Source organism: Corallococcus sp. BB11-1 (assembly GCF_026626625.1).
Lineage (GTDB): Bacteria > Myxococcota > Myxococcia > Myxococcales > Myxococcaceae > Corallococcus > Corallococcus soli.
The window spans coordinates 301,539-323,617 of the sequence record NZ_JAPNJY010000007.1; the positions used below are offsets into that span (position 1 = coordinate 301,539).

The following is a 22,079-nucleotide window of genomic DNA, read 5'->3' on the forward strand; positions in this document are numbered from 1 at the left end:
GGCGCCCCTGTTTCATTCACCCCCCTGGCCCCCGAGCATCATGGAACTGCCTTCCACCCCTGCGCGTCCCACGCTGCGTGTGACCGATGACCGCTCCTTCGTCGAGACCGAAGCGGCCCTGGAGAAATCCGGCCGGGTCGAGGAGCTGATCCGCCTGTACGAGGGGCGCTCGCGGGACGTGCCCACGGAAGAGGCGGCGCGGCTGCTGTGCCGCGCGGCGGAGCTCGCGCACGAGCGGCAGCGCAACGCAGCCCGCGCGGAGGATCTGCTCAAGCGCGCGCTGCTGGTCGCGAAGGATCCAATGCCCGCGCTGCGCGGGCTCAAGCGGCTGCATGAGATCCGCCAGGACTCGGCGGCGCTCGTGGACGTGCTGGAGCGGCTGGGCGCGGCCACGCAGGGCGAGGAGAGCGCGGGCCACTACCTGAAGGCCGCGGACCTGTACGAGCAGAAGCTCTTCCGGCGTGATCGCGCGGTGCTCTGCCTGCAGCGCGCGGCCCGGGTGAAGCCGGACCGGGCGACGTTCCGGCGGGTCCGGCAGCTGCTGCTGAGCGAAGAGCGCTTCCAGCCGGCCTTCGAGGCGTTGCAGCGGGAGCGCGCGGCGCTGGGCGACGCGGGCATGGCGGAGGAGTACGCCGGGCTCGCGGAGCGGCTGGTGGATGATCCCACCGAGCACGCGCTGGCGCAGCAGGTGCTGGACGTGGCGCGGGAGCTGGATCCGCAGAACGCGCGCGCGGAGAAGGCCACCCGCGCGATGCAGCGCTTCGAGCAGGTGTGGCGCGACAAGGTGCGCATGCTGCGAGGCATGTCGCTGGAGGAGCGCGACCGCAAGAGCGCCGCGCGGCTGTCGCTGCTCGTGGCGAAGCTGTTCGCCTGGTACGACCCGACCGCCGCCGCCAAGGTGAAGGAGGCGCTGGATCGCTGCTTCCTGCTGTGGCCGGGCATGCCCGAAGCGCTCACGCTCATCGAGCGGATGGCGGCGCGAGCGGGCGACCACGCCCCGGCCATCGTGCAGCTGGAGGCGATGGCGGGCGAGGCGCGTGACCGCACGGCGCAGGTGGACCTGTGGCTGCGCGTGGGCACGCTCAAGCTGGGGCGGATGAACGACGCGGCCGGGGCGCTGGTCGCCTTCGAGAAGGCCGTGGCGGCGGACCCCTCGCGCGCGGACGCGGCCAGCCTGGCCGCGGAGCTGATGCTGGGCCAGGAGCGCTACCTGGAAGCGGTGGCCACGCTGGAGCGCTACCTGGGCACGGTGAAGGACCGCGCGCAGCAGGCCAGCCTGCGGCTGCGCCTGGCGGACCTGTGCATGCAGCAGTTGAAGGACCCCGACGCGGCGCGCGGGCACCTGGAAGAGGCCCTGAAGCTGGAGCCCACCAACGCGCTCGCGGCCTTCCAGCTGTCGCGCCTGCTGGCGGACGACGAGAAGCTGGACGAAGTGCTGCCGCTCCTGGAGCTGGCCATGCTCGCGCCGCGTCCGCGCGCGGAGCGGGTGGCGTTCTGCGAAGCGCTGGCGCTGATGTTCGAGGAGCAGGAGAACGAGCGCGGCGCCTTCGAGGTGCTCGCTCGCGCGCTGGAGCTGGAGCCGGGGCGTCCGCTCCTGCTCAACACGGTGGTGGAGCACGCGGAGAAGGCCAACGCGCAGCCGGCGCTGGCCCACGCGCTGCTGCGGGCCGCGCAGGCCGCGGCGCCTCCGGCGGTCGCGGTGGCGCTGTGGCGGCACCTGGCGCAGCTGCTCCAGGGGCCGCTGGCGGACCCCGTGCGCGCGGAGGCCGCGTGGCGCGAGGTGCTCTCGCGCGTACCGGGAGACTCGGCGGCGAGCGAGGCCGTGAAGTCGCTGCAAGCGGCCGCGGCGCTGGCGGATGATCCGAAGACGCGGCTGGAGACGGACATCGCGCGGCGCGAGGCGTCCGGCGCGCCCCCGGAGGAGCTGGAAGCGCTGGTGCGCCAGTGGGTGCAGCTGGCGCCCGAGGATGCCCAGGCGGTGCAGCGGCTCCAGGCGCTGTGCGTGGCGCTGTCGAAGTTCGACGAGGCCGCGTCCCTGGCGGCGAAGCTCGCGACGCTGGCCGAGTCGCAGCTCGAGCGCAACGAGTGGACCGCGCGGCAGGCGAAGCTGTACGCGGAGCGGCTCAACCGCCAGTCGGACGCGGCGGACCTGTTCCTGGCGCTGCTCGCGGAGAACGTCTCCACCGGCGTGGTGGTGGGCGGGCTGGAGCGGCTGGCGGCCGGTGGCGTGCGCACGGTCGAGCTCACCGAGGCGCTGGCGAACCACTACGGCCGCACGGGTGACCACCAGCGACAGGTGGCGGCGCTCCAGCAGCAACTGGACTCCACGACGGACGCGGCGACTCGCAAGCGGCTGCTGACGGTGCTGGCCAGCATCCACGAGAAGCAGCTCGCGGACAGCCGGGCCGCCTTCGACACGCGGCTGCGCATGGTGCGCGAGGAGCCCAGGGACGAAGCGGGGCGAGCGGAGACGGCGCGTCTGGCGCGCGACCTGTCCGCCCACGCGGAGCTGGGACGCGTGCTGCGCACGCTCGCCACCGAAGCCGAGGATCCGGCCCTGGCGGTGCAGCTGCTCTCCGAGGCCTCGGTGCTGGCCGAAGAGGGCGGCATGGCCGCGGAGGCCATCACCGCGCTGGAGGCCGCGCTGTCGCGCGCGCCCGAGGCGCCGCAGGTGCTCCAGCGCCTCGTCAGGCTGTACGGACGCGCGGGCCGCTCGGCGGACGCGGAGACGCTGCTGCGCAAGCGCATCCACGCCACGCGCGGGCCGGAGCGGCTGGAGCTGCTGCTGCGCCTGGTGGAGCTCAACGTGGAGCTGGGCCGTCCGCTGCAGGCCGCGGAGGCGCTCCAGTCCGCCATCACGCACGGGGCGGAGGAGGGCCGGCACCTGCCGCGCCTCGCCGAACTCTACGAAAAGGCGGGCATGGACCGCGAACTGGGGGACACCCTGGCGCGGATGATTGGCCTCGCGGAGACGGCCGGTGACGCGGACCACGTGTCGCGGCTGAAGCTTCGTCGTGCGCAGCTGCTGCAGGGGTCGCAGGACGGCAGCGCGGAGGCCGTGCAGAGCTACGCGGACCTGCTGCGGCAGCGACCGTCGGATCCGGACGCGCTCGCGGCGCTGGAGGCGATGCTGGCCTCGGGCCCGTCGCGCGAGGCGGCGGCGCGCGCGCTGATTCCCGCGTACGAGCGCACGAAGGAGCACCGCAAGCTGGTGGCGACGCTGGACGTGCTCGCCGAAGTGGCGCGCGACGACGCCGGCCGGGTGCAGGCGCTGCGCTCCGCGGCCCAGGTGCACCTGGCGCACCTGCGGCAGCCGGAGCTGGCCTTCGCGTCACTCGCCCGGGCGCTGCGCATGGCCCCGGCGGACGCGGGCCTGCGGGCCGCCGCGCGTCAGGCCGCGGAGGACGCGGACTCGCTCGACAGCTTCGCGGAGATCATCAGCGAGCTGACGGAAGAGGGCGACGTGGGCCCGGCCCGCGCGGCGCTGCTGCGTGAGCTGGCGGAGGTGCAGGAGAAGAAGCTCGACGACCGGCCCGGGGCGGTGAAGGCCCTGCGCGCGCTGCTGGCGCTGGAGCCGGGCAACCTCGACAGCCTGCGGGCCCTGCAGCGGCTGCACCGGGCGGGCGAGGAGTGGGCGGCGCTGGCGGAGGTGCTGGAGAAGCTGGCGGCCGCCTCGCAGGAGCCCGCGGATCAGCTCGTGTGCCTGCGCGAGGCCGCGCTGCTGCACGAGACGAAGCTCACCGACAAGGAGAGCGCCGCCGCCGCGTGGCGCGCCATCGCGGAGCGCGACCCCGCGCAGCGCGAGGCCGCCACCGCGCTGGACCGGCTCTACACGGACCTCAACCGCTCCAAGGACCTGGCGTGGACGCTCGCGCTGCGGCGCAACCAGGAGGGGCAGAGCCCGCAGGGCCGCGAGGTGTCCTTCCGTCTGGCGGAGCTGCTGCGCACGGAGCTGGATGACGCCAACGCGGCGCTCGGCCTCTACAAGCGCATCCTGACCGAGGACCCCGGCCATCCGGGCGCGCGCGCCGCGCTGGAGGCCTGGGTGAAGGCGGCGGTGCCCACGAGCGGGGCGGCGCTGGAGGTGCTGGACAAGGTGCTGGAGCAGGTGGGCGACCATGCCCGCCGGGTGGCGCTGCGCGAGACGCGGATGGAGTCCGCGCTCACGGTGGAGAAGATCATCCTCGCGGGGGAGATCCGCCGCATCTACGAGCGCGACATGCAGCAGCCGTCGCTCGCGTTCATGGCGGCGGTGAAGGCGTTCGCCAACGGGCTGGACCGCGAGGGCGTGCGGCCGGACCTGGAGCGGCTGGCGCGCGAGACGGGCAGCCACGAGGTCCTGGCGGAGATCTACGAGAGCGCCGCGGTGGACCTGACCTCCGGCGACCCGGTGGCGTTGGAGATGCTGCGCCGCGCGGCGGAGCTGCGCGAGAGCCTGGATCAGCCCGAGGAGGCCACGCGCCTCTGGAAGAACCTGCTGCTGGATGCGCCGCAGGACCGTCAGGCCCTGGAGGCGCTGTCCCGGCTGTACGAGAAGGGCCAGAACGCCAAGAGCCTGTCGGAGGTCTACGCCCGCCAGGCGCAGCTCGCCACGGACCCGGAGACGCGGCTGGGCCTGCTGCTCAAGGCCGGTGAGGCGTACGCGAGCTCGGGCGAGGACGCGAAGGCCATCGAGGTCCTCCGCTCCGCGCTGGCGCTGCGCATGGTGCCGGAGGGGCTGCTCGCGCTCGACAAGCTGTACGCCAAGACGCGCCGCTTCGTGGAGCAGGCGGACGTGTTGGATCAGCTCGCCGAGCTCGCGCCGGACGAGCCGGGCCGGCGCGCGTACCTGCTGCGCCGCGCGCAGCTGCTGGAGAAGGAAGTCGGCCCCTCGGAGGCGCTGCCCGTCTACCGCCGGCTGCTGGAGCTGTCGCCGGGCGACGGCCAGGTGGTGGCGGGGCTGGAGCGCCTGCTCGCGCACGACGGCCCCCGGCTGGAGGCCGCCCGTCTGTTGGAGCCCGTCTACCGGGGCCTCAACGACACGCGGAAGCTGGTGGACGTGCTGGAGGTGCTCCTGCCTGGAGTGCCGCCGGAGAAGCGGCTGGAGCGCCTGCAGGAGATCGCCATCCTGCGCGAGGGCCTGGGCCAGACGTCGCTGGCCTTCGTCGCGCGCCTGCGCGCCTTCAACGAGCAGCCGGCGGAAGCCACCGTGCGCGACGAGCTGGAGCGGCTCGCGGCGGACTCGGGTTCCTTCGAGGAGGTGGGGGCGGCCTACGAGGATCAGTTGGAGCGCGACCCCGCGGAGCCCCTGGCGGGTGACCTGTGGCGGCGGCTGGCGGCCATCTACGACAACCGCCTGAAGCGCTACGACCTGGCGGTGCGCGCGTGGGAGCAGGTGAGCCGGCGCGACCCGATGAACAAGACGGTGCTGGAGGCCATCGCCCGCGTGCATCGCCGCACGGGCGCGCACCGGGAACTGGCGCTCGTCATGCGCCGGCAGGTGGCCGCGGAGGGCAACCCCGCCTCGCAGGTGAACCTGCTCTTCGAGCTGGCGCACCTGGCCGAGGAGACGCTGGCGGACAAGTCGCTCTCCGCGCAGGCGTACCGCGAGGTGCTGGAGCGCCGGCCGGAGAACGCCAACGCGCTGAAGCTGCTGGGCCGCGTGCTCGCGGACATGGAGCGCTGGGCGGAGCTCGCGCAGCACGTCGAGCGTGAAATCCAGATGGCGGATGCGCGCGACGCGCAGGAGGAGGCGTCGGACCTGCGGGTGCGCCTGGGCCGCCTGAAGGTCTCGCGCCTGGATGATCCGCGCGGCGCGCTGGAGCTGTACCAGGCGGTCCTCGCGCGGCGCGCGGGCCACCCGGGCGCGGTGGGCGCGCTGGAGGAGCTGGCGCGCTCGGAGAGCCCGCTGCGAGGCGCGGCGGCGAGCGCCCTGGAGCCCGTCTTCGCGTCGGTGGGCAACCACCTGAAGCAGGTGGAGATGCTGGAGTCGCGGGCCTCCGCGGAGGCCGTGCCGCAGGAGCGCGCCGCGCTGCTGCGCCGCATCTCGGAGATCTACGCCACCGCGCTGGAGAACGCGGAGATGGCGTTCCTGTCCGCCACGCGCGCGCTGCGTGAGCTGCCGGAGGATCCGCGCTCGCTGGAGCTGTGCGTCTCGCTGGTGGACAAGGCTGAGGCGCCGGAGGAGCTGTGCGCGGTGCTGATGGAGGTCGCGCCCAAGGCGGGCGACGCCGCCCGCGCGGAGCTGTACCGCGCGCTCGCGAGGCTCCAGGTGGACCTGGGCGAGCCGGCCGAGGCGCTGGCGTCGTGGAAGCGCGTCCTGGAGCTCAAGCCCACGGACAACGAGGCCCTGGATGGCACCGCGCGGCTGGTGGCGTCGCAGGGCCGGCCGTCGGAGCTGCTGGAGGTGCTGCGCCGTCAGCTCGCGCTGTCGGAGGAGCCGGCGCGTCGCGCCACGGTGCTCTTCCAGATTGGCGCGCTGCAGGAGGAGCAGCTCAAGGACACGCTGGGGGCGCTGGCCACGTTCCGGCGCCTGCTGGAGCTCAAGCCGGATGACGCCGCCGCGCTCGCGCGGATGGAAGGGCTCTGCCAGACGCAGGAGCGCTGGCCGGAGCTCGCGGACGTCCTCGCGCGGCGCATCGCGCTGATGCCGACGGAGGAGGGGCTGGAGCTGAAGTTCCGCCTCGCGACGGTGCGCGAGTCCAAGTTGCTCGACAAGGTGGGCGCGCTCGCGCTGTACGGCGAGGTGCTGTCGGTGCAGCCCAACCACCCGGGCGCGGTGGGCCGGATGGAAGCGCTGGTGGCGCGCGAGCCCCAGAACCTGCTGGCGGTGGAGACGCTGCTGCGCGCCTTCCGTGCGAGCGGCGATGTCATGCGGCTGGCGCAGTTGATTGAGACGCGGGTGGGCGTGTCCCCGGACGCGGTCGAGCGCAAGCAGCTGCTCGGCGAGCTGGCCACGCTGCGCGAGACGCAGGGCGAGAGCGAGCTGGCCTTCCTCGCGCTCTACCGCGGCTTCAAGGAGGACCCGAACGACGGCGAGGTGCGCCGCCGGCTGGAGAACGCCACCGACGTCGCGGGCAGCTACGACGAGCTGGTGGTGCTCTACGAAGAGGCCCTGCCGCGCATCGCCGAGGCGGCGGACGCGGCCCAGGTGTGCCTCAAGCTGGGGCAGGTGCTGGAGACGCGCCTGCGCGACCCCGACCGCGCGGTGTCCTACTTCGAGCGCGCGCGCACGCTGCACGCCTCCGTGCAGGAGCGTTCGCTCGTCGCGTTGGACCGGCTCTACCTGCACCTGGAGGCGTGGCCGGAGCTGGCCGGCGTGCTGGAAGCGCTGGCGACCGGGGCGACCACCACGGCGGACAAGCTGGGCTTCCTCTTCCGCCTGGGGCAGCTCTACCAGGAGCGGCTGGACAGCCCGGACCGCGCGGCGAGCGCCTACGAGGCCATCCTCGCGCTGGAGCCGGGACACCTGGCGTCGGCGCGGCTGCTGGAGGGCATCTACGAGGGCGCGGGTGCGTCCGAGAAGCTCTACGGCATCCTGAAGCTCCAGGCGGACAAGGTCGTCGGCAGTGAGCGCGACCGCGTGCTCGGCAAGATGGCGCAGGTGTCGGCCGAGGGGCTGTCGGACCTGGGCCGCTCCATCGACCTGTACCGCGAGCTCCTGGCGAAGAACCCGCGCAACGAGCAGGTCTTCTCCGCGCTGGAGTCGCTGTACGAGCGGGCCGACCGTCCGCAGGACCTGCGCGAGCTGCTCGAAGGCCGCCTGGCCCTGACGTTGGATCCGCGCGAGGTTGTGCGCCTCAACGAGCGCCTGGGCCGCGTGGTGTACCGCCTGCTCAAGCAGCCGGAAGCGGCGGTGCCGTACTTCAAGGCGGCGCTGGACCGCGACGCGCGGCACCGGGGCGTGCTGGACACGCTGCGCGAGCTGTACGACGAGACGGGCCAGCGCGAGGAGCTGGTGGGCGTGCTGCGCCGCCTCATCCCGCTGCAGGAGAACAGCGAGGGCGTGAAGGCGCTGCGCCTGCGGCTGGCGGAGGTGCTCGCGGGCATGGGCCGGCGCGAGGAGTCGCTGGACGCGGCCCGCCGCGCGCTGGAGGTCGAGCCGCACGTGGTCGCCGACCTGGAGCGCGTCTACGCGCTGTCCGTGTCGCTGCGCGCGTGGAACGACGCGGTGCGGGCCCTGGAGCTCAAGGTCCAGGTGCACCTGCAGACCGAGGAGCGTGACCCGGCCATCGCCGCGTACTTCACGGTCGCGGAGCTGTGGGAAGGGCAGGGCGGCAAGCCCGAGCTCTCCGCCGGCGCGCTGGAGAAGGTGCTGGAGCTGGATCCGGCCAACCGCACGGCCTACGAGCGCGTGTGCACGCTGTACCGCACGCACAACGACTGGCGTGCGTACGCGACGGTGATGGACCGCTACATGCCCCACCTCGTCACCGACGAGGAGAAGCTGGCGGCCCTGCGCGAGATCGCCCGGGTGCAGGAAGAGCGCCTGGGCCAGAAGGACGTGGCCTTTTTGGCGCTTTGCCGCGCGCTGCAACTGGACGCGACGGAGGACGGCCTGCGCGAGGAGGTGGAGCGCCTCGCGGACGAGACGGGCAGCCACGAGGAGCTGGCGGCCGTGTACGAGGAGGTCGCGGACGAGCTGCCCCGCGGACCGCTCGCGGAGCGGCTGTACGTCACGCTGGCGCGCATCCACGACACGCGCCTGGATGACCCGCAGGCCGCCGAGGCCGCGTTCCGGAAGATCCTCGAGTTCGACCCCACCAACGCCACCGCGCTGGACGGGCTGGCGGCGGTGTTCCAGCGTCGCGGCCGGGACCGCGAGTACGTCGTCGCGCTGGAGCAGAAGCTGGAAGCGGCGGGCTCCATCGAGGCGCGCAAGGGCATCCTCAAGGAGATCGCCCGCGTCTGGGACGAGACGCTGGAGGACCCCATCGAAGCGGCCAGCGCCCTGCTGCGCGCGCTGGAGCTGGAGCCGGACCAGGAGACGCTTGGCGTCCTCACCCGCCTGTACCGGCGGGGCGGGGCCCACCGCGACGTGGCCACCACGCTGCTGCGGGCGCGCGACCTCGCGTCGTCCGCCGAGGAGCGGGCGCGCATCCAGGTGGAGGTGGCGACCGTCTACGAGCGCGACCTGAAGGACGACGAGTCCGCGGTCTCCGCGTTCCGGATGGCGTTGGAGTTCGACCCCGTCAACCGCGAGGCGCTGGAATCGTTGGAGCGGCTGCACATCCGGTTGGATCAGCCAGCGGACCTGCTCGCCATCTATGAGCGGATGCTGGAGCTGAGCCAGGACTACCGCGAGAAGGTCCGCGTCCTGTTCCGCAGCGCGACCATCTGGGAGGACACGTACCAGAACCCGGCGAACGCGGACGCGTGCGTGGAGGGCGTGCTCTCCATCGACCCGCAGAACGTGCCGGCCATCAAGTCCCTCATCCGGCTGCGCCGCGCGCAGGCCCGGTGGGAGGACCTCATCTCCGCGTACGAGCGGCAGCTCGCGCTCGCCACCAGTCCGCAGGAGCAGGCGGAGCTGTACGTGGAGATCGGCAACGTCCAGTACCAGCAGCTCAAGGTGGTGGACCGCGCGGTGAACAGCTACCACGCGGCGCTCGCCACGGACCCCGAGTCCCGCCAGGCCCTGCACGCGCTGGGCAACCTCTACGAGCGCAGCGGCAACTGGCCCTTCGCGCTGGAGATGCTGCAGAAGGAAGCGCAGGTCGTGGGCACCGACCCGGTGGCGGTGGAGCTGTGGCACCGCCTGGGGAAGATCAACGAGGACATGCTGTCGGACATGTCCAGCGCCCGGAACGCGTACCAGCAGGCGCTGGCCATCGACCCGGGCCACCTGCCCACCATCCGCGCCCTCAAGGGCATCCAGGAGCAGGAGAAGGACTGGGGCGGCTACGAGCAGACGCTGCTGCAGGAAGCGCAGCAGACGGATGATCCGGCCGCCAAGGGCCGCGCCCTGCTGGACGTCGCGCGCTACCACGCGGAGACGCGCGAGGACCGCGAGGCGGCCACCCACTATTGGGAAGAGGCCCTCAAGCACATCCCGGACAGCCTGGAGGCGGCCCGCCCCCTGGCGGACGTCTACATCGCGCGCGAGGACTGGTCGTCCGCGGAGCGGATGCTCGACATCGTCACGCGCAAGATGGCGGAGAAGGCCATGGCGGAGAAGGACGCCGCCGTCGCCCAGGACCTCTGCCGCCAGCTGTACCGGCTGGGCTACGTGACGGAGAAGCTGGGCCGGCGCGACAAGGCGCTCAGCTCGTACGAGAAGGCCTACGGCCTGGACGCCACGTACCTGCCCGCGCTGGAGGGCTACGGCAACCTGCTGGTGCAGGCGAAGCGGTACGAGGACGCGCTCAAGGTCTTCCAGACCATCCTCATCCATCACCGCGAGGAGCTGACGGACCTGGAGGTGGTGGAGGTCTACTGGCAGCTGGGTGACGTGCACGCCGCGCTCGGCCAGGCGGACCGCGCGCAGAACCACTTCGAGAAGGCGATCGCCATCGACCCGCAGCACGAGCCGACGCTGCGGGCGCTGGTGGCGTTGATGGACAAGGCGGGCCGCTACGAGAAGTCCGCGGAGCTGCGCCAGGACCTCGTCAACAGCCTGGAGGGCGAGGCGAAGGTCAAGGTCTACCTGGAGCTGGGGCGCATCGCGCGGGACGAGCTGCACGACCCGTACATGGCCATCGACGCGTTCAGCGGCGCCCTCAAGACGCATCCGGAAGCGCCGGAGGTGATGGACGCGCTCTACCGCCTGCTGCGTGAGACGCGTCAGGGCCAGAAGGCCGCGGACGTGCTGGGGCGCATGCTGTCGCTGCCCGAGCTCGCGTCCGAGCCGCACAAGGCCAAGCGCGTGTGGTTCGCGCTGGGGGAGATCCGCCGCGACGAGCTGAAGGACGTGGAGGGCGCGACGCAGGCCTTCAACGCCGCGCTCGACCTGGACCATCGCTTCGTGGAGGCCTTCAGCGCGCTGGAGGCGCTGCTCGGTGGCGCGCGCCAGTGGAAGGTGCTGGAGGAGAACTACACGCGCATGCTCTCGCGTCTGCCCAAGACGCCGGACACGCACCCCGCTCGCATGACGCTGTGGCGCGCCCTGGGCGACCTGTACCTCCAGGTGCTCAAGCACCCGGAGGGCGCGGTGGCCGCCTACGGCGTCGCGGCGAAGGGCATGCCGGACGACGCGGGCATCCAGGAGACGTTCGCGGAGGTCGCCGGCCAGATGCCGGGCCGCGAGGAAGAGGCCATCGTCGCGCTGCGCCGCGCGCTGCCGAACACGGAGAACCCGCGCAAGGTGGTGGGCCATCTGGTGCGGCTGTCCGCGGTGCGCAAGGACTACGACGCCGCGTGGCTCGCGGCGCAGGCCGTGTCGGGGCTGCTGGGCGAGGCAGGGGAGGACGAGCAGGAGATCCTCACCAAGCTGGGGCCCTACGCGAAGAAGAAGGAACTGGCGCAGCGTCCGCTGACGGACCGGCTGTGGCAGACGGCGCTCTTCCACCCGAAGGTGCGGGGACCGCTGTCGGAGCTGTTGGGGCTGCTCTTCGAGAAGGCGGGACACCTGTACGCGGTGCCCTTCCCGCAGTACCAGCTGGTCCCGAAGCGCCACCGCATCGACGTGGCGACGGCGCAGGAGTACCACGTCAACCACTACCGCTACGTCGCGCGGCTCTTCAACATGGAGGCGGTGGAGCTGTACTCGCCCTTCCTCGTGGCCACGCGCGAGCGGCTGGCGAAGCGCTCCAACGAACCGGCCCCCGAGCCGCTCGTGAACGTGGACCTGCTCCAGACGCATCCCGCGTGCGTGCGTGTGGGCGGCAAGTACTTCGCGGAGCAGGGACAGAAGGAGGTGTACTACCTCCTGGGTCGGACGCTGGCCCTGGCCCGTCCGGAGCTGGCGTTCAGCCAGCGCGTCGCCCCCGAGCGGCTGGAGGCGGTGGTGCAGGCCGCGCTCAGCCTGGTGGTGGGCAATGTGCGCTTCACGGTGGATCCGCGGCTGGTGGACGTGGAGCGGCAGCTGCTCCACAAGAGCCTGAGCGAGCCGGACCGGGCCGCCCTGGCCAAGGTCGCCAGGGCCTACCTGCCCACGGCGACGCCGCAGGATGTGCGCAACTGGTTGGAGGGCGCGGAGCTCACCGCGTCGCGCGCGGGCCTCTTCGCCGCGGGCGAACTGGAGCCCGTGCGCCGCATGGTCCAGGGGGAGACGGGGTCGTCGTTCCGCGTCCCCTCCCGCACCAAGCTGCGGGAGTTGTTGGTGTTTGCGACGTCCGAAGACTTGCAGGAGCTGCGTGTGGCTGTAGGCACACACGTGGAAGTGCAGGCTCGAAAATAGTGCCCTCAGACCGGCGCGAGGGTTCAAGCGTTGAAAGCAGGCGGGCGTTCAAGGCGGGTGTCCTTGATCTCACCCGGTGGCCACTTCTACGATTCCGACGGGATTTCGCCCGTCATTTCTGAGGCTTACGGGAACGATGCGTTTCGTCTGCGACAGCTGCCGCGCGCAGTACATGATCAGCGACGACAAGATTGGCCCCAAGGGGGTCAAGCTTCGTTGCAAGAAGTGTGGTCACACCATCCTGGTGAGGCCCGCCGGAGCATCGGCGGGGAAGGAGGGAGGGGCGGACACCCCCGCGGCCACGGAAGCGAAGGCTGGCGCGGCGGACTCCAACGCGCCCCGCATCGTCGAGTCGTCCGGAACGGGGCTGCCCGCCACACTGGGCACGCCGCCCGAAGGCGGCCTCTTCACGGACGTGGAAGAGGACGAGATTGGCGCCGTCTTCGACCAGGTCCTGAGCACGGGTTCGCAGAAGGCGCAGGCCCGCGACGCGGAAGCCGAAGCCGTGAAGGCCGCGAAGGCCGAAACGGTGCGCAAGCTCGCGGAAGCCGAGGCGGCCGAGCCCTCGCCGGACGACGCGAAGGCCGCGGCGTCGCACGAGTGGTACGTCGCCATCGACGAGAAGCAGGTGGGCCCCTGGTCGGTGGAGAAGGTGAAGGACGCCTGGGACCGGGGCGAGGTGGGCCCCGACAACCTCTGCTGGCGTTCGAGCTTCAGCGACTGGATTCCCCTCTCGGAGACGGCGGAGCTGGCGTCGGTGCTGGCGCCGCGTCCAGCGAAGCCGGTCATCGTCGCGCCCGCGCCGGTCTCCACGTCGTCGCCGACGATTGCCGCGGGACCGGTGGAGTCCGCCTTCAGCGCGGGCAGCACCCGTCCAGGCCTGGGCGGCGGTTCCACCGCACCGGATGAACCGGTGGGCTGGAAGCCCTCTGCCGCGAGCGTGCTGGCCTCGCTGGTGAAGGAGGAGAACGACGCCCTCACCAAGCCGCCTCCGCGTCCGGCGCCCTCGCTGGATCGCGAGCCGCTGTCGCAGTCACGTCTGCTGGACGTGCCCATGCCGCCGCCGGAGCCGAAGTCGTCTCCGGCCATGATGGGGGCGGCTCCGGGGATGGCCGCGCCCGCCGCCTACGCGCCGCAGCCGCAGGGCTACGCGCCGCAGCCGCAGGGCTACGCGCCGCAGCAGCCCGTGCCGCAGTACGCGCAGCAGCCCCAGGGCTATCCCCAGCAGCAGGCGCAGATGCCCTACGGGCAGCAGCCCCAGGGCTACCCGCCTCCGGGCTATCCCGCGGCCTATCCGCCGCCCGCGGCGGCTCCCACGGGCTCCAAGGGCCGCACGGGGATGCTGGTCGCTGTGACGGCGGGGGTGCTGGTGATCGCGGTGGCCGCGGTCGTCGCCCTCACGCGAGGCTCTTCGACCGAGCGCCCCCCGGAGGCACCGGCCCAGGTGGCGACGCGCCCGGCGGAGCTGCCGCCCATGCCGCCGCCTCCCGTGGTGGCGCAGCCTCCACCCGCGGCCGTCGCGGCGACCGCGCCCGCCGCGGCGCCGGTGGAAGGCACTCCGGCGGCGGGAACGCCTGCCGCGGGTGCGCCCGCTGCTGGGGCCGCTCCAGCCACCGCGCCCGCCGTGGCAGCGGCCCCGGCCGCAGCGACGCCGCCTCCCGCCGTGGTGACGCCGCCTCCCGCGACCCCGCCCAACACGGCGACGGTGGTGGCGAAGGTGGAGCCGCGAAACCAGCGGCGTCCTGGTTCTGGCAACAGTGGCAGTCGCCAGCGTGAGGATGACGGGGAGGCGATCACCGTGTCGAAGCCCTCGGCCGCGCCTGCCGCGGCTTCAGGGGACGACGACTTCGACGAGCTGTTCGGCACGAAGAAGACGCCGGCCAGCACGAAGCCGGCGGGCAAGACGACGACCACCGCCTACATCCCGCCCGAGCCGGGGGGTGGCACGCTGGATCGCCTCCAGCAGTCGGACATCATGCAGGTGGTGCTGAACAACAAGCCGGCCATCGTGAAGTGCGTGAACGAGCAGAAGCAGAAGGACCCGTCGCTCAGCGGCAAGCTGGTGATGCGCTGGACGGTCCAGCCGAGTGGCAAGACGAGCAGCGTGTCGTGCCGCACGGATGAGTTCCGCACGAGCCACATGGCGACCTGCATCACCGGCCTCATCAAGGGGTGGTCCTTCCCGAAGCACCAGAAGCAGGGCGACCCCATCGACTTCCCGTTCACGTTCTGAAATGGAAGCGCGACATCGCCGCCAGATATGACGGCGATGTCGCTGTGGCGTGCGGTGGGTTTGTGCGCTTTTGTGAACAGTGAATTTCTCTGGGGCGGTGTCGTAGGAAGGTCGGTCGACACTCGTTGACACGTCTGGAGCGAGAGGACTAAAGCCCGCTCGACTTCAATACCCGGTGCCTGGAGTTGTGGCCGGAGGCACCGGGCGACGTACCAATCCAGGAGGAAGTTCCGAATGCAGCTTCGCAAGATGATGGTGATGCTCGCCGCGGTGAGCACGATGAGCCTGGCGCTGACCGCCTGTGGCGATGACGCGACGACGACCGAGTCGTGTACGTCCGATACCGACTGCGCCTCCGGCTTCTGCAACACGGCCGCGGGCGTGTGCATGGACACCTGCGAAAGCGGCTCGGACTGCCCCGACGCGGAGAAGAACTGCGCCCCGCTCCAGGGTTCGACCAACACGGCGAAGGTCTGCCAGTGCGCGACCTCTGAGCTCTGCAACTCGCAGAACGGCACCACGGGCCAGGTCTGCGGCACCGTGTCCAAGCGCTGCGAAGAGCCCGGCTCCAATACGGGCTGCACCAAGGACACCGACTGCGCCACGGGCGAGACCTGCAACACGTCCACCGGCGTGTGCAGCCCCGCTCCGGCCACCTGCAACGGCGAGGGTAAGGCGACCTGCGCGTACGGCTCGGCCTGCTACAGCGGCACCTGCTCGCCGCCTCCGGCCCCGACCTGCGTGAACTACGAGAAGTTCTCCAACAAGGCGGCGCTGGGCACCACGGGTCCGATCATCTTCAAGGTCGGGACCGGCGCTGTGACGACGGATACGACTTTCTGCGGCTCCTCGACCACCAAGCGCGTGAAGATCAACATCTCTGCGTACTCGAGCACCCCCTTCCCGGCCACCGCCGCCGAACTGAACGGGTTCTTCTACGTTCTCGTCGATGGTCAGCCGACCAGTGTGTCGATCAGCTCCTCTTCGGGCAACTACACGGTCACCGGCACGAACCGTGACCGCGCGGACATCGTTGCCAACCTCTGCGTGCTGCCTGCGTCCAACACGGCTTCCCTGGGCTACTACTTCACGGGCGGCAACTTCTTCTGCTTCCAGTCCAACTACTAAGCACTGAGTGATGGAGGGCTGAGGTTCGAGTCGTCCATCACCTGCAGCACCATGGAGCCCCGCCCAGGAATCTTGGGGCGGGGCTCTTCGTTTGAGTCCATCACGGTACTCACGAAGGCTTCGGTTCATCCTTCGGGAACGCGAGTGGGTTCGAGATGAATTTCGTTCAGCGCTTCCTCGTCTTGTCGGGTGCGCGCACGGGCATTCCGGCGACTTCAAAAGGAGACTCCATGCAGTCAAAGAAGCTGATGCGGATGTTCACCCTGGGGTTGGCTCTCGCTTCTCCTGTCGCTTTTGCTGGCGAGACCACGACCCAGTTGACCTGCCCCGAAGGGACCCGGCAGTCCGGTTCCAAGGAGGAGGGACTCTTTTGCCGCAAGCAGGAGCTCGCGGGAGGCAGCTTCGTCGCGCACGGCCCCTACCGCTCGTTCCACGCCAACGGGAAGAAGGCGTCGGTGGGGCAGTATGCGAACGGGTTCAAGACCGGCACCTGGTCCTTCTTTGACGAGGCCGGCAAGGAGTACGGCAAGACGGAGTTCCGTGAGAGCAACTACCACGGGAAGCGTTTTCTCTACTTCGCCAGCGGCAAGCCCCAGTTCGTCGAGGAGTACAAGAACGGGTTGAAGAACGGCGTGGTGCAGGAACTGAGCGAGGACGGGAAGATCGTCCACCAGGCCCGCTTCGAGAACGGCAAGGAAGTCGCGGTCAAGTAGCCGAGCAGGATGCGGCAGCGAGGGCCCCTGCCTGCTCCCAGGCTGGGGCCCTTCGCATTGCGGGGCTTTCCCTTGGGGCTCCAGCCGGCTAGGAACAGCATCGTGAAGGCCCCTTCCCTCGTTCCCGTCCTCTCCGCCATTCCTGTCTGCCCGGTGCCGCAGATGGGATTGCGTGAACTTGAGCGCATCCGGCTCATCCTGCGAGGTGGCTCCGTCATTGACTGGCGGCGTATGCACTTCCAGACCCGGGATGAGGTGGACCGGTTTCTTCGCCTCTGTCAGCTGGACGTGTCGCGGTCCTACGACGACGCCTGGGCCCGAACGGTGCTCGCGGATGCAGTGGAGTACCTCCGCAAGACCTTTGACTACCGGGTCGCTGACGCGGTGGCCCAGCCCCAGGAAATCCATGACCTCTTCCTGTTCGCCTCCGGGGCGAAGGGCCTCGCGCGCTACCGGCGGATCGCCTGCATCGTCCTGAAGGTGATGCACGTCATCCAGCACATCGAAGGGCGTGACCTGCTCTTCCGGTTGGCGGCTTCCGAAGCCGAACTTGCGGAGATGGTTACGGAAAAGGTGCTGGGCGTTGCGCGCGAGATGCAGGAACTGGGTCTTCCCGTCGTGGAGTTCGCCCATTCCATCAAGACCCGTGACTCCCTGGTCACGAAGCTGATCGCGAAGAAGGAGACCGTCGCGGCCCAGGTGTATGACCGTACGCGGTTCCGGGTCATCACCCGTGCGCGTGCCGACCTGCTCCCGGTGCTCTACTTCCTCACGCAGCGGTTGTTCCCATTCAACTTCGTCGTTCCGGGGCAGACCGAGAACACCCTGCTGCCCTTCAAGGGACTGCTCGCGGAGAACCCCCACTTCGAGCAGTTCATCCCCCAGCTTCATCTCGACCGTGACTTCGAGGATCGCGAGGACCGTACAGGGAATGCCTTCTCGGGCAGCTCCTATCAGGTCCTCAACTTCGTCGTGGACCTCCCTCTGCGGATGGACCCGTACCTCCCTCCTCCTGAAAACGACACCCGCCTTCGAAAGGGGCGGGTGACATTCGCATTGGTGGAGTTCCAGATTGCGGATGAGGAAACGGCCCGCCGCAACGAGGCCGGGGACAATGCCCACGAGAGCTACAAGCGCAGGCAGAAACGACGGGTCCTCAACCGATTGAGTCGAGGACTGGTCGTGCCCAAGCGCCAGGGATGATTCGTGCCGCCACCGATTGCAAAGGCACGCGCTGCTGCCAAAACGATGCTCTCCGTAGTGGCTTTGATGGACCTTAGTGGTTGAGTCGGGAAACGTAGATGCTTGCTGACAGCGCGCTTTGTTCGACCCATGCAAGCAGTGGCTGGCCGTCTGCATCCATGGCAATCGAGGGCGAGAATGCAGGGGTGCCCGTGTCCGCCAGGGCATCAATCGGACGGTCAAAGCCGTGCCACTGATTGCCAATCCATCGGCTGACGAAAATGCTCCTTTCTGCGTTGATGATTCCACTCCACGCGAGAACATGCGGAGCCCCAGTGCTCATGCCCAATGCTGGCTCGTGGTTGCCCGTCGATGTTGAGCTGATGGCTACGGGTGTGGTCCACGCCGTGCCCTCCCATCGAGCCCAGTAGATCAATCCATCGGACTCAGGGCTCGAAGCCGATTCAGCCCATGTGATCCAAGGGCGGCTGTTGCTATCGAGTGAGACGGAAGGAGACCACGCTGTCTCGCCAAGCACTCCATCTCCTAGCGGTGGCGCATCGTTTTCAGAGACGGCGACACCCCTGCGACCATCGCCTGTCCCCGAAAGGTCAAGGACGCTGTATGCGATAAAGGCCTTGGAGCCCGAAAAGGTTGTGGAAAGTGAGTAGACACGCGGAGATTCACTGGGCCTAGGGAGAGAAGTTCGCGTCCAGGCTGAGTTTCCAGTCGTCAATTGATAGTGGCCGATTTGTGCGATCGCATCACCGCTGTTGAGCGCGTAGAGATGCAACGTCGCGTTCGACTCGAAAGCAAGGGAAGGGGTGGATATCGCAAAGTCCCCAGGGAAGAGGGAAATAGATGGCAGTGCCTCCCATCCTCTCTCAGTCCACCTGCGGACGAAGATGGAATCGTCCAGGCCAGGCCCGGCCTCCTCTTGCCAGCCGACGATTGGTTGATTGGCATTGTCGATGAGCAGGGTCGGGCGGGTTGCATTCGTACCCACCGTGCCCATGCCGCTCAACGCTCCTCCCAGAATGCTCCAATTGCTTCCCGTCCAGCGCGCAACGTAGATGTTCTTGGTCGCGCCATCTGACTCAGCCCAGGCGACCACGGGTCGATCGTTGCGGTCCATCTTCAAGACGACACCTTCCGCCGACGTGTTGCCTGGGACCGCGCTGATGGCCCCTCCCAGGGGTAGCCACGTCGGCACCGAGAACGACCACGCAGGCATATCGACCACTTCGTTGCCTGCGAGGTCCGTGATGACGAGGCCCACGAGGTTCGTGAACTCCACGTGGAGGGTATTGGGGGCGACCAGTGGATTGATGGGCGTGACGGTCAGCGTCCTTCCGTCTGCTGAGAGGTTGACGGACTTGTCGATGGGAGCGCTGTCGCTTGCCGTGACCTGCACGGACGCATCCGTCAGCGTGCGCGGATTCATGGGCTCGCTGAACGTGACTTGAATCGACTCGTGCACTCCCACCGCTGCCGCGTTCCTGGCGGGCAGGAAGGAACTCACCGTGGGCGCCGTACGGTCCACGACGACCGTGCGCGGTGCGCTGATGAACGTGGCCCCTCCGCGGATGGCCCGGACTGACAGCTGGTAGGAGCCCTCTGCCTCCTGCGTCGTGTCCCAGGTGTACGCGAAGGGGGTTCCCGTCGGCTTCGCCAGCACGCTGGCGTCCTTCAGGATCTCCACCGCTTCCGCGGAGCCTCCTTCCACCGTGAACTGGAGCAGCAGCGGCCCGTTCGTATAGGCCTTGCCTGGCGTCGGGACGACCCAGTTCACCATCAGGTCACCGGCCTTCCCGACCGTCATCGCCAGCGTGGCCTCCTTCGTGACCGCGCCGCTCCTTCCCTGAAGCGTCACGGTATGGGGGCCCGGCGGCGTGTCAGCCCCGATGCGGATGCTCAACGCCTTGCGCGTCTCTTCGGCGCGCAGGGTGGTGGGCTGGAACTCGACGCCCTTCGGGGGATTGAGGAGGCTCAACGTGACGTCTCCTCCCTTCACCCCCGCCCACGCCAACTGGACCTCACAGCCCAGGGTTCCGCCGGGCAGGACCTGCTCCTGCGAGGTGCTCACGGACAGCGTGAAGTCGGCGTTGGGATCCGGCTGGACGTCGTCCACGGGGGCTTCAAGGGGCGGAATTTCGATGCACGCGGGGGACAAGCCGATGCAGCTCAACAACATCAGGAGTTTCAAACGGGGCATGGGGGCACTTTCTGCAAGGGATGTTCCGGTCGGTCCCTACCCGACAGATTGGCACGGCCGTCCTGAAGGGAGGATGGGCGTCCGGCCTGCGGGATGGCCGAGTGCTTCGCCTGTCTCGCCGGACCTGGAAATGCGTCTGCCCGCCGGCCCCCGGGCTTCGGTGGGGACGGACGGGCAGGGGGACTTCGGGCACCGCTGGAAGCGGACTACTTCTTCTTGCGGTTCTTCTTCTTGTTCTCCTTCTCCTTCTTGCGCCGCTCCTTGAGTGCGTCGCGATCCTCCGTCTTGCCCACCGCGGGCGGCGCGTAGCCCATCAGGCGGGCCTTGGCCATCGCGGCCTGGCCCATGGGCGGCGTGTAGCCCGGCGCAATCTGGGGCAGCTGCATGGGCATTCCACCTCCCATGCCCCCCATGCCTCCCAATCCCGCCATGGCCTTCTCCAGCGCCTTCGGGTCCTTCCCGAACATGCTGCCCAGGTCCATGTTCTTCATCTGGCCCAGTTGTCCCAACTGCTTGAAGCCGGGGATGCGGCCCAGCAGGCCCGGGTTCTGCCCGATGGTGCCCATTACCTGCTGCATCATCCCGAACTTCTGCAGCAGCTCGCGCACCTCCTCCGGCTTGCGCCCGCTGCCCTTGGAGATGCGGTTGATGCGGCTGGCGTTGATGAGGTCCGGACGCAGGCGCTCCTTCTGCGTCATCGAGTCGTACATCGCCTCGATCTTCGTGAGCTCCTTCTCGTCCGGGTTCAGGTGCTCCGTGAGGTCGCCGAAGAGCGGGAATTTCTCCAGCAGGTCCTTCAGCGGCCCCATCTTGCGGACCATGCGGATCTGCTCGACGAAGTCCTTCATCGAGAACTGGCCGGACAGGAGCTTGCGCGCGTCGTCCTCGGCCTTCTTCTCGTCGACGACCTTCTCGAAGTCCTTCATCAGGCCGACGATGTCGCCGAAGCCCAGGATGCGGCCCGCGAGGCCCTCTGGACGGAACTCCTCCAACTTGTCCATCGACTCGCCCATGCCGAGGAACTTGATGGGCTTGCCCGTCACCTCCTTGATGGACAACGCCGCGCCACCACGCGCGTCGCCGTCCAGCTTCGTCAGGATGAAGCCGTCCAGCGTGAGCCGCCGGTCGAACTCGGCCGCCGTGCGCACCGAGTCCTGGCCAATCATCGCGTCGCACACCAGCAGGATGGTGTCCGGCTGCACGTTGGCCTTGATGGCCTCCAGCTCCGTCATCAGCGTCTCGTCGATGGCGAGCCGGCCGGCGGTGTCGATGAGCACCACGTCGCACTTCTGCTCGCGCGCGGCCGCGTAGCCTCGCTTCGCCAGCTCCGGGGGCGGCACGCCGGGCTCGTGGTAGACGGGGACCTTCAGCCGTTCACCCAGCACCTTGAGCTGATCCACGGCGGCAGGACGGTAGATGTCCGCCGCGACCAGCAACGGCTTGCGCCCTTCCTGGAGGAGCCGGCTGGCGAGCTTGCCCGTCGTCGTCGTCTTACCGGAGCCCTGGAGGCCCACCATCATGATGCCGGACAGCTGACCCTTGGGCTTCAGGTGGAGGCTGGTGTCCACCGGACCCATCAGGGCCTGCAGCTCGTCGTGGCAGATCTTGACGAAGTGGTCCATCGCGCTGACGCGGCGCTTCTGGCCCCCGGCGTCCGTGACGGTGGTCTGCACCACCTCGCCCACGGCCTTCTCGCGAACGCGGGCGACGAACTTCTTCACCACGTCGAAGGCGACGTCCGCCTCCAACAGGGAGACGCGGATGTCTCGCAGCGACTCGTCCACCAGGTCGGGGGTGAGTTCGCTCTTGCCGGCGAGGCGGTTCTTGGCGGCCCGGAAGCCCTTGGTGACGGTCTCAAGCATGGGGGGCGCTTTATAACAGGGCCTCGCCGGATGCGACGCCCACGGAAGCCCCGGCCGTCCAGCAGTGGAGGAATCGGGGGGCTTCCCCCTGCTCCCCGGGCCCCCAGGAGTGCCTCCAGGGCCCCGCGTTCCCTGCGCCAGGGCGCGGAAGGCCCTCCGCGGCGGTCCAACCGGGCTGTTCCCCCTGGCTTCCCCCCTGGCCGCGTCCCCGGGACGGCCTTTCCAGCGGGTCCCGGGGCCGTGTCGGGCCCTGGCGGACGGGGCTCCAGCCGTGTTGGCTCCTGCGGGTGGTTCGACCATTCCCGGGGCCTGGCAGGCCCTCCCGTCCACGGTCCCGGGATGCGGCGCCAGCCTGACGCGCCCGGTCCGCGCGGGACGCCAGCGCCGTGGCGTCCTCGCCGGCTTCGCCCGGCAGGATGTCGGGTCGCGA

At 69.8% G+C, this 22,079-nt stretch carries 7 protein-coding genes; 5 read left to right on the plus strand and 2 right to left on the minus strand.

Going from position 1 to position 22,079, the window contains the following annotated elements; genetic code table 11:
* The first annotated feature begins 40 nt into the window (after positions 1-40).
* The 5 genes from OV207_RS08230 to OV207_RS08250 all read left to right on the plus strand — a co-directional run bounded on the left by OV207_RS08230 (position 41) and on the right by OV207_RS08250 (position 17,593).
* The gene (locus OV207_RS08230) at positions 41-12,316 is read left to right on the plus strand and encodes a tetratricopeptide repeat protein (protein WP_267553992.1); all 12,276 of its coding nucleotides are present in this window, start codon (positions 41-43) and stop codon (positions 12,314-12,316) included.
* A 136-nt stretch (positions 12,317-12,452) separates the two neighbouring features.
* On the plus strand, positions 12,453-14,549 hold the full coding sequence (gltJ, locus tag OV207_RS08235; protein ID WP_267553994.1) for an adventurous gliding motility protein GltJ: 2,097 nt from the start codon (positions 12,453-12,455) through the stop codon (positions 14,547-14,549).
* 234 nt (positions 14,550-14,783) lie between these two features.
* Positions 14,784-15,677, plus strand: a complete 894-nt coding sequence (locus OV207_RS08240; protein WP_267553995.1) for a hypothetical protein — start codon at positions 14,784-14,786, stop codon at positions 15,675-15,677.
* A gap of 230 nt (positions 15,678-15,907) precedes the next feature.
* The gene (locus tag OV207_RS08245; RefSeq protein ID WP_267553997.1) at positions 15,908-16,390 is read left to right on the plus strand and encodes a toxin-antitoxin system YwqK family antitoxin; all 483 of its coding nucleotides are present in this window, start codon (positions 15,908-15,910) and stop codon (positions 16,388-16,390) included.
* 102 nt (positions 16,391-16,492) lie between these two features.
* Complete coding sequence (locus OV207_RS08250) at positions 16,493-17,593, plus strand: TIGR04552 family protein (RefSeq protein ID WP_267553999.1); 1,101 nt, start codon at positions 16,493-16,495, stop codon at positions 17,591-17,593.
* A 73-nt stretch (positions 17,594-17,666) separates the two neighbouring features.
* Here OV207_RS08250 and OV207_RS08255 read toward each other — a convergent pair whose 3' ends face one another.
* Positions 17,667-19,787, minus strand: coding sequence for an Ig-like domain-containing protein (locus OV207_RS08255; RefSeq protein WP_267554001.1), 2,121 nt, complete (start codon positions 19,785-19,787; stop codon positions 17,667-17,669).
* Positions 19,788-19,993: 206 nt separating this feature from the next.
* Positions 19,994-21,649, minus strand: a complete 1,656-nt coding sequence (gene ffh / locus OV207_RS08260) for a signal recognition particle protein (RefSeq protein WP_267554002.1) — start codon at positions 21,647-21,649, stop codon at positions 19,994-19,996.
* Between the last annotated feature and the right edge of the window lie 430 nt (positions 21,650-22,079).

Coding starts and splice junctions, on each gene's coding strand:
- ffh (WP_267554002.1), bottom strand. CDS start 21,649: ATGCTTGAGACCGTCACCAAGGGCTTCCGGGCCGCCAAGAACCGCCTC.
- OV207_RS08245 (WP_267553997.1), top strand. CDS start 15,908: ATGCAGTCAAAGAAGCTGATGCGGATGTTCACCCTGGGGTTGGCTCTC.
- OV207_RS08230 (WP_267553992.1), top strand. CDS start 41: ATGGAACTGCCTTCCACCCCTGCGCGTCCCACGCTGCGTGTGACCGAT.
- OV207_RS08255 (WP_267554001.1), bottom strand. CDS start 19,787: ATGCCCCGTTTGAAACTCCTGATGTTGTTGAGCTGCATCGGCTTGTCC.
- OV207_RS08240 (WP_267553995.1), top strand. CDS start 14,784: ATGCAGCTTCGCAAGATGATGGTGATGCTCGCCGCGGTGAGCACGATG.
- gltJ (WP_267553994.1), top strand. CDS start 12,453: ATGCGTTTCGTCTGCGACAGCTGCCGCGCGCAGTACATGATCAGCGAC.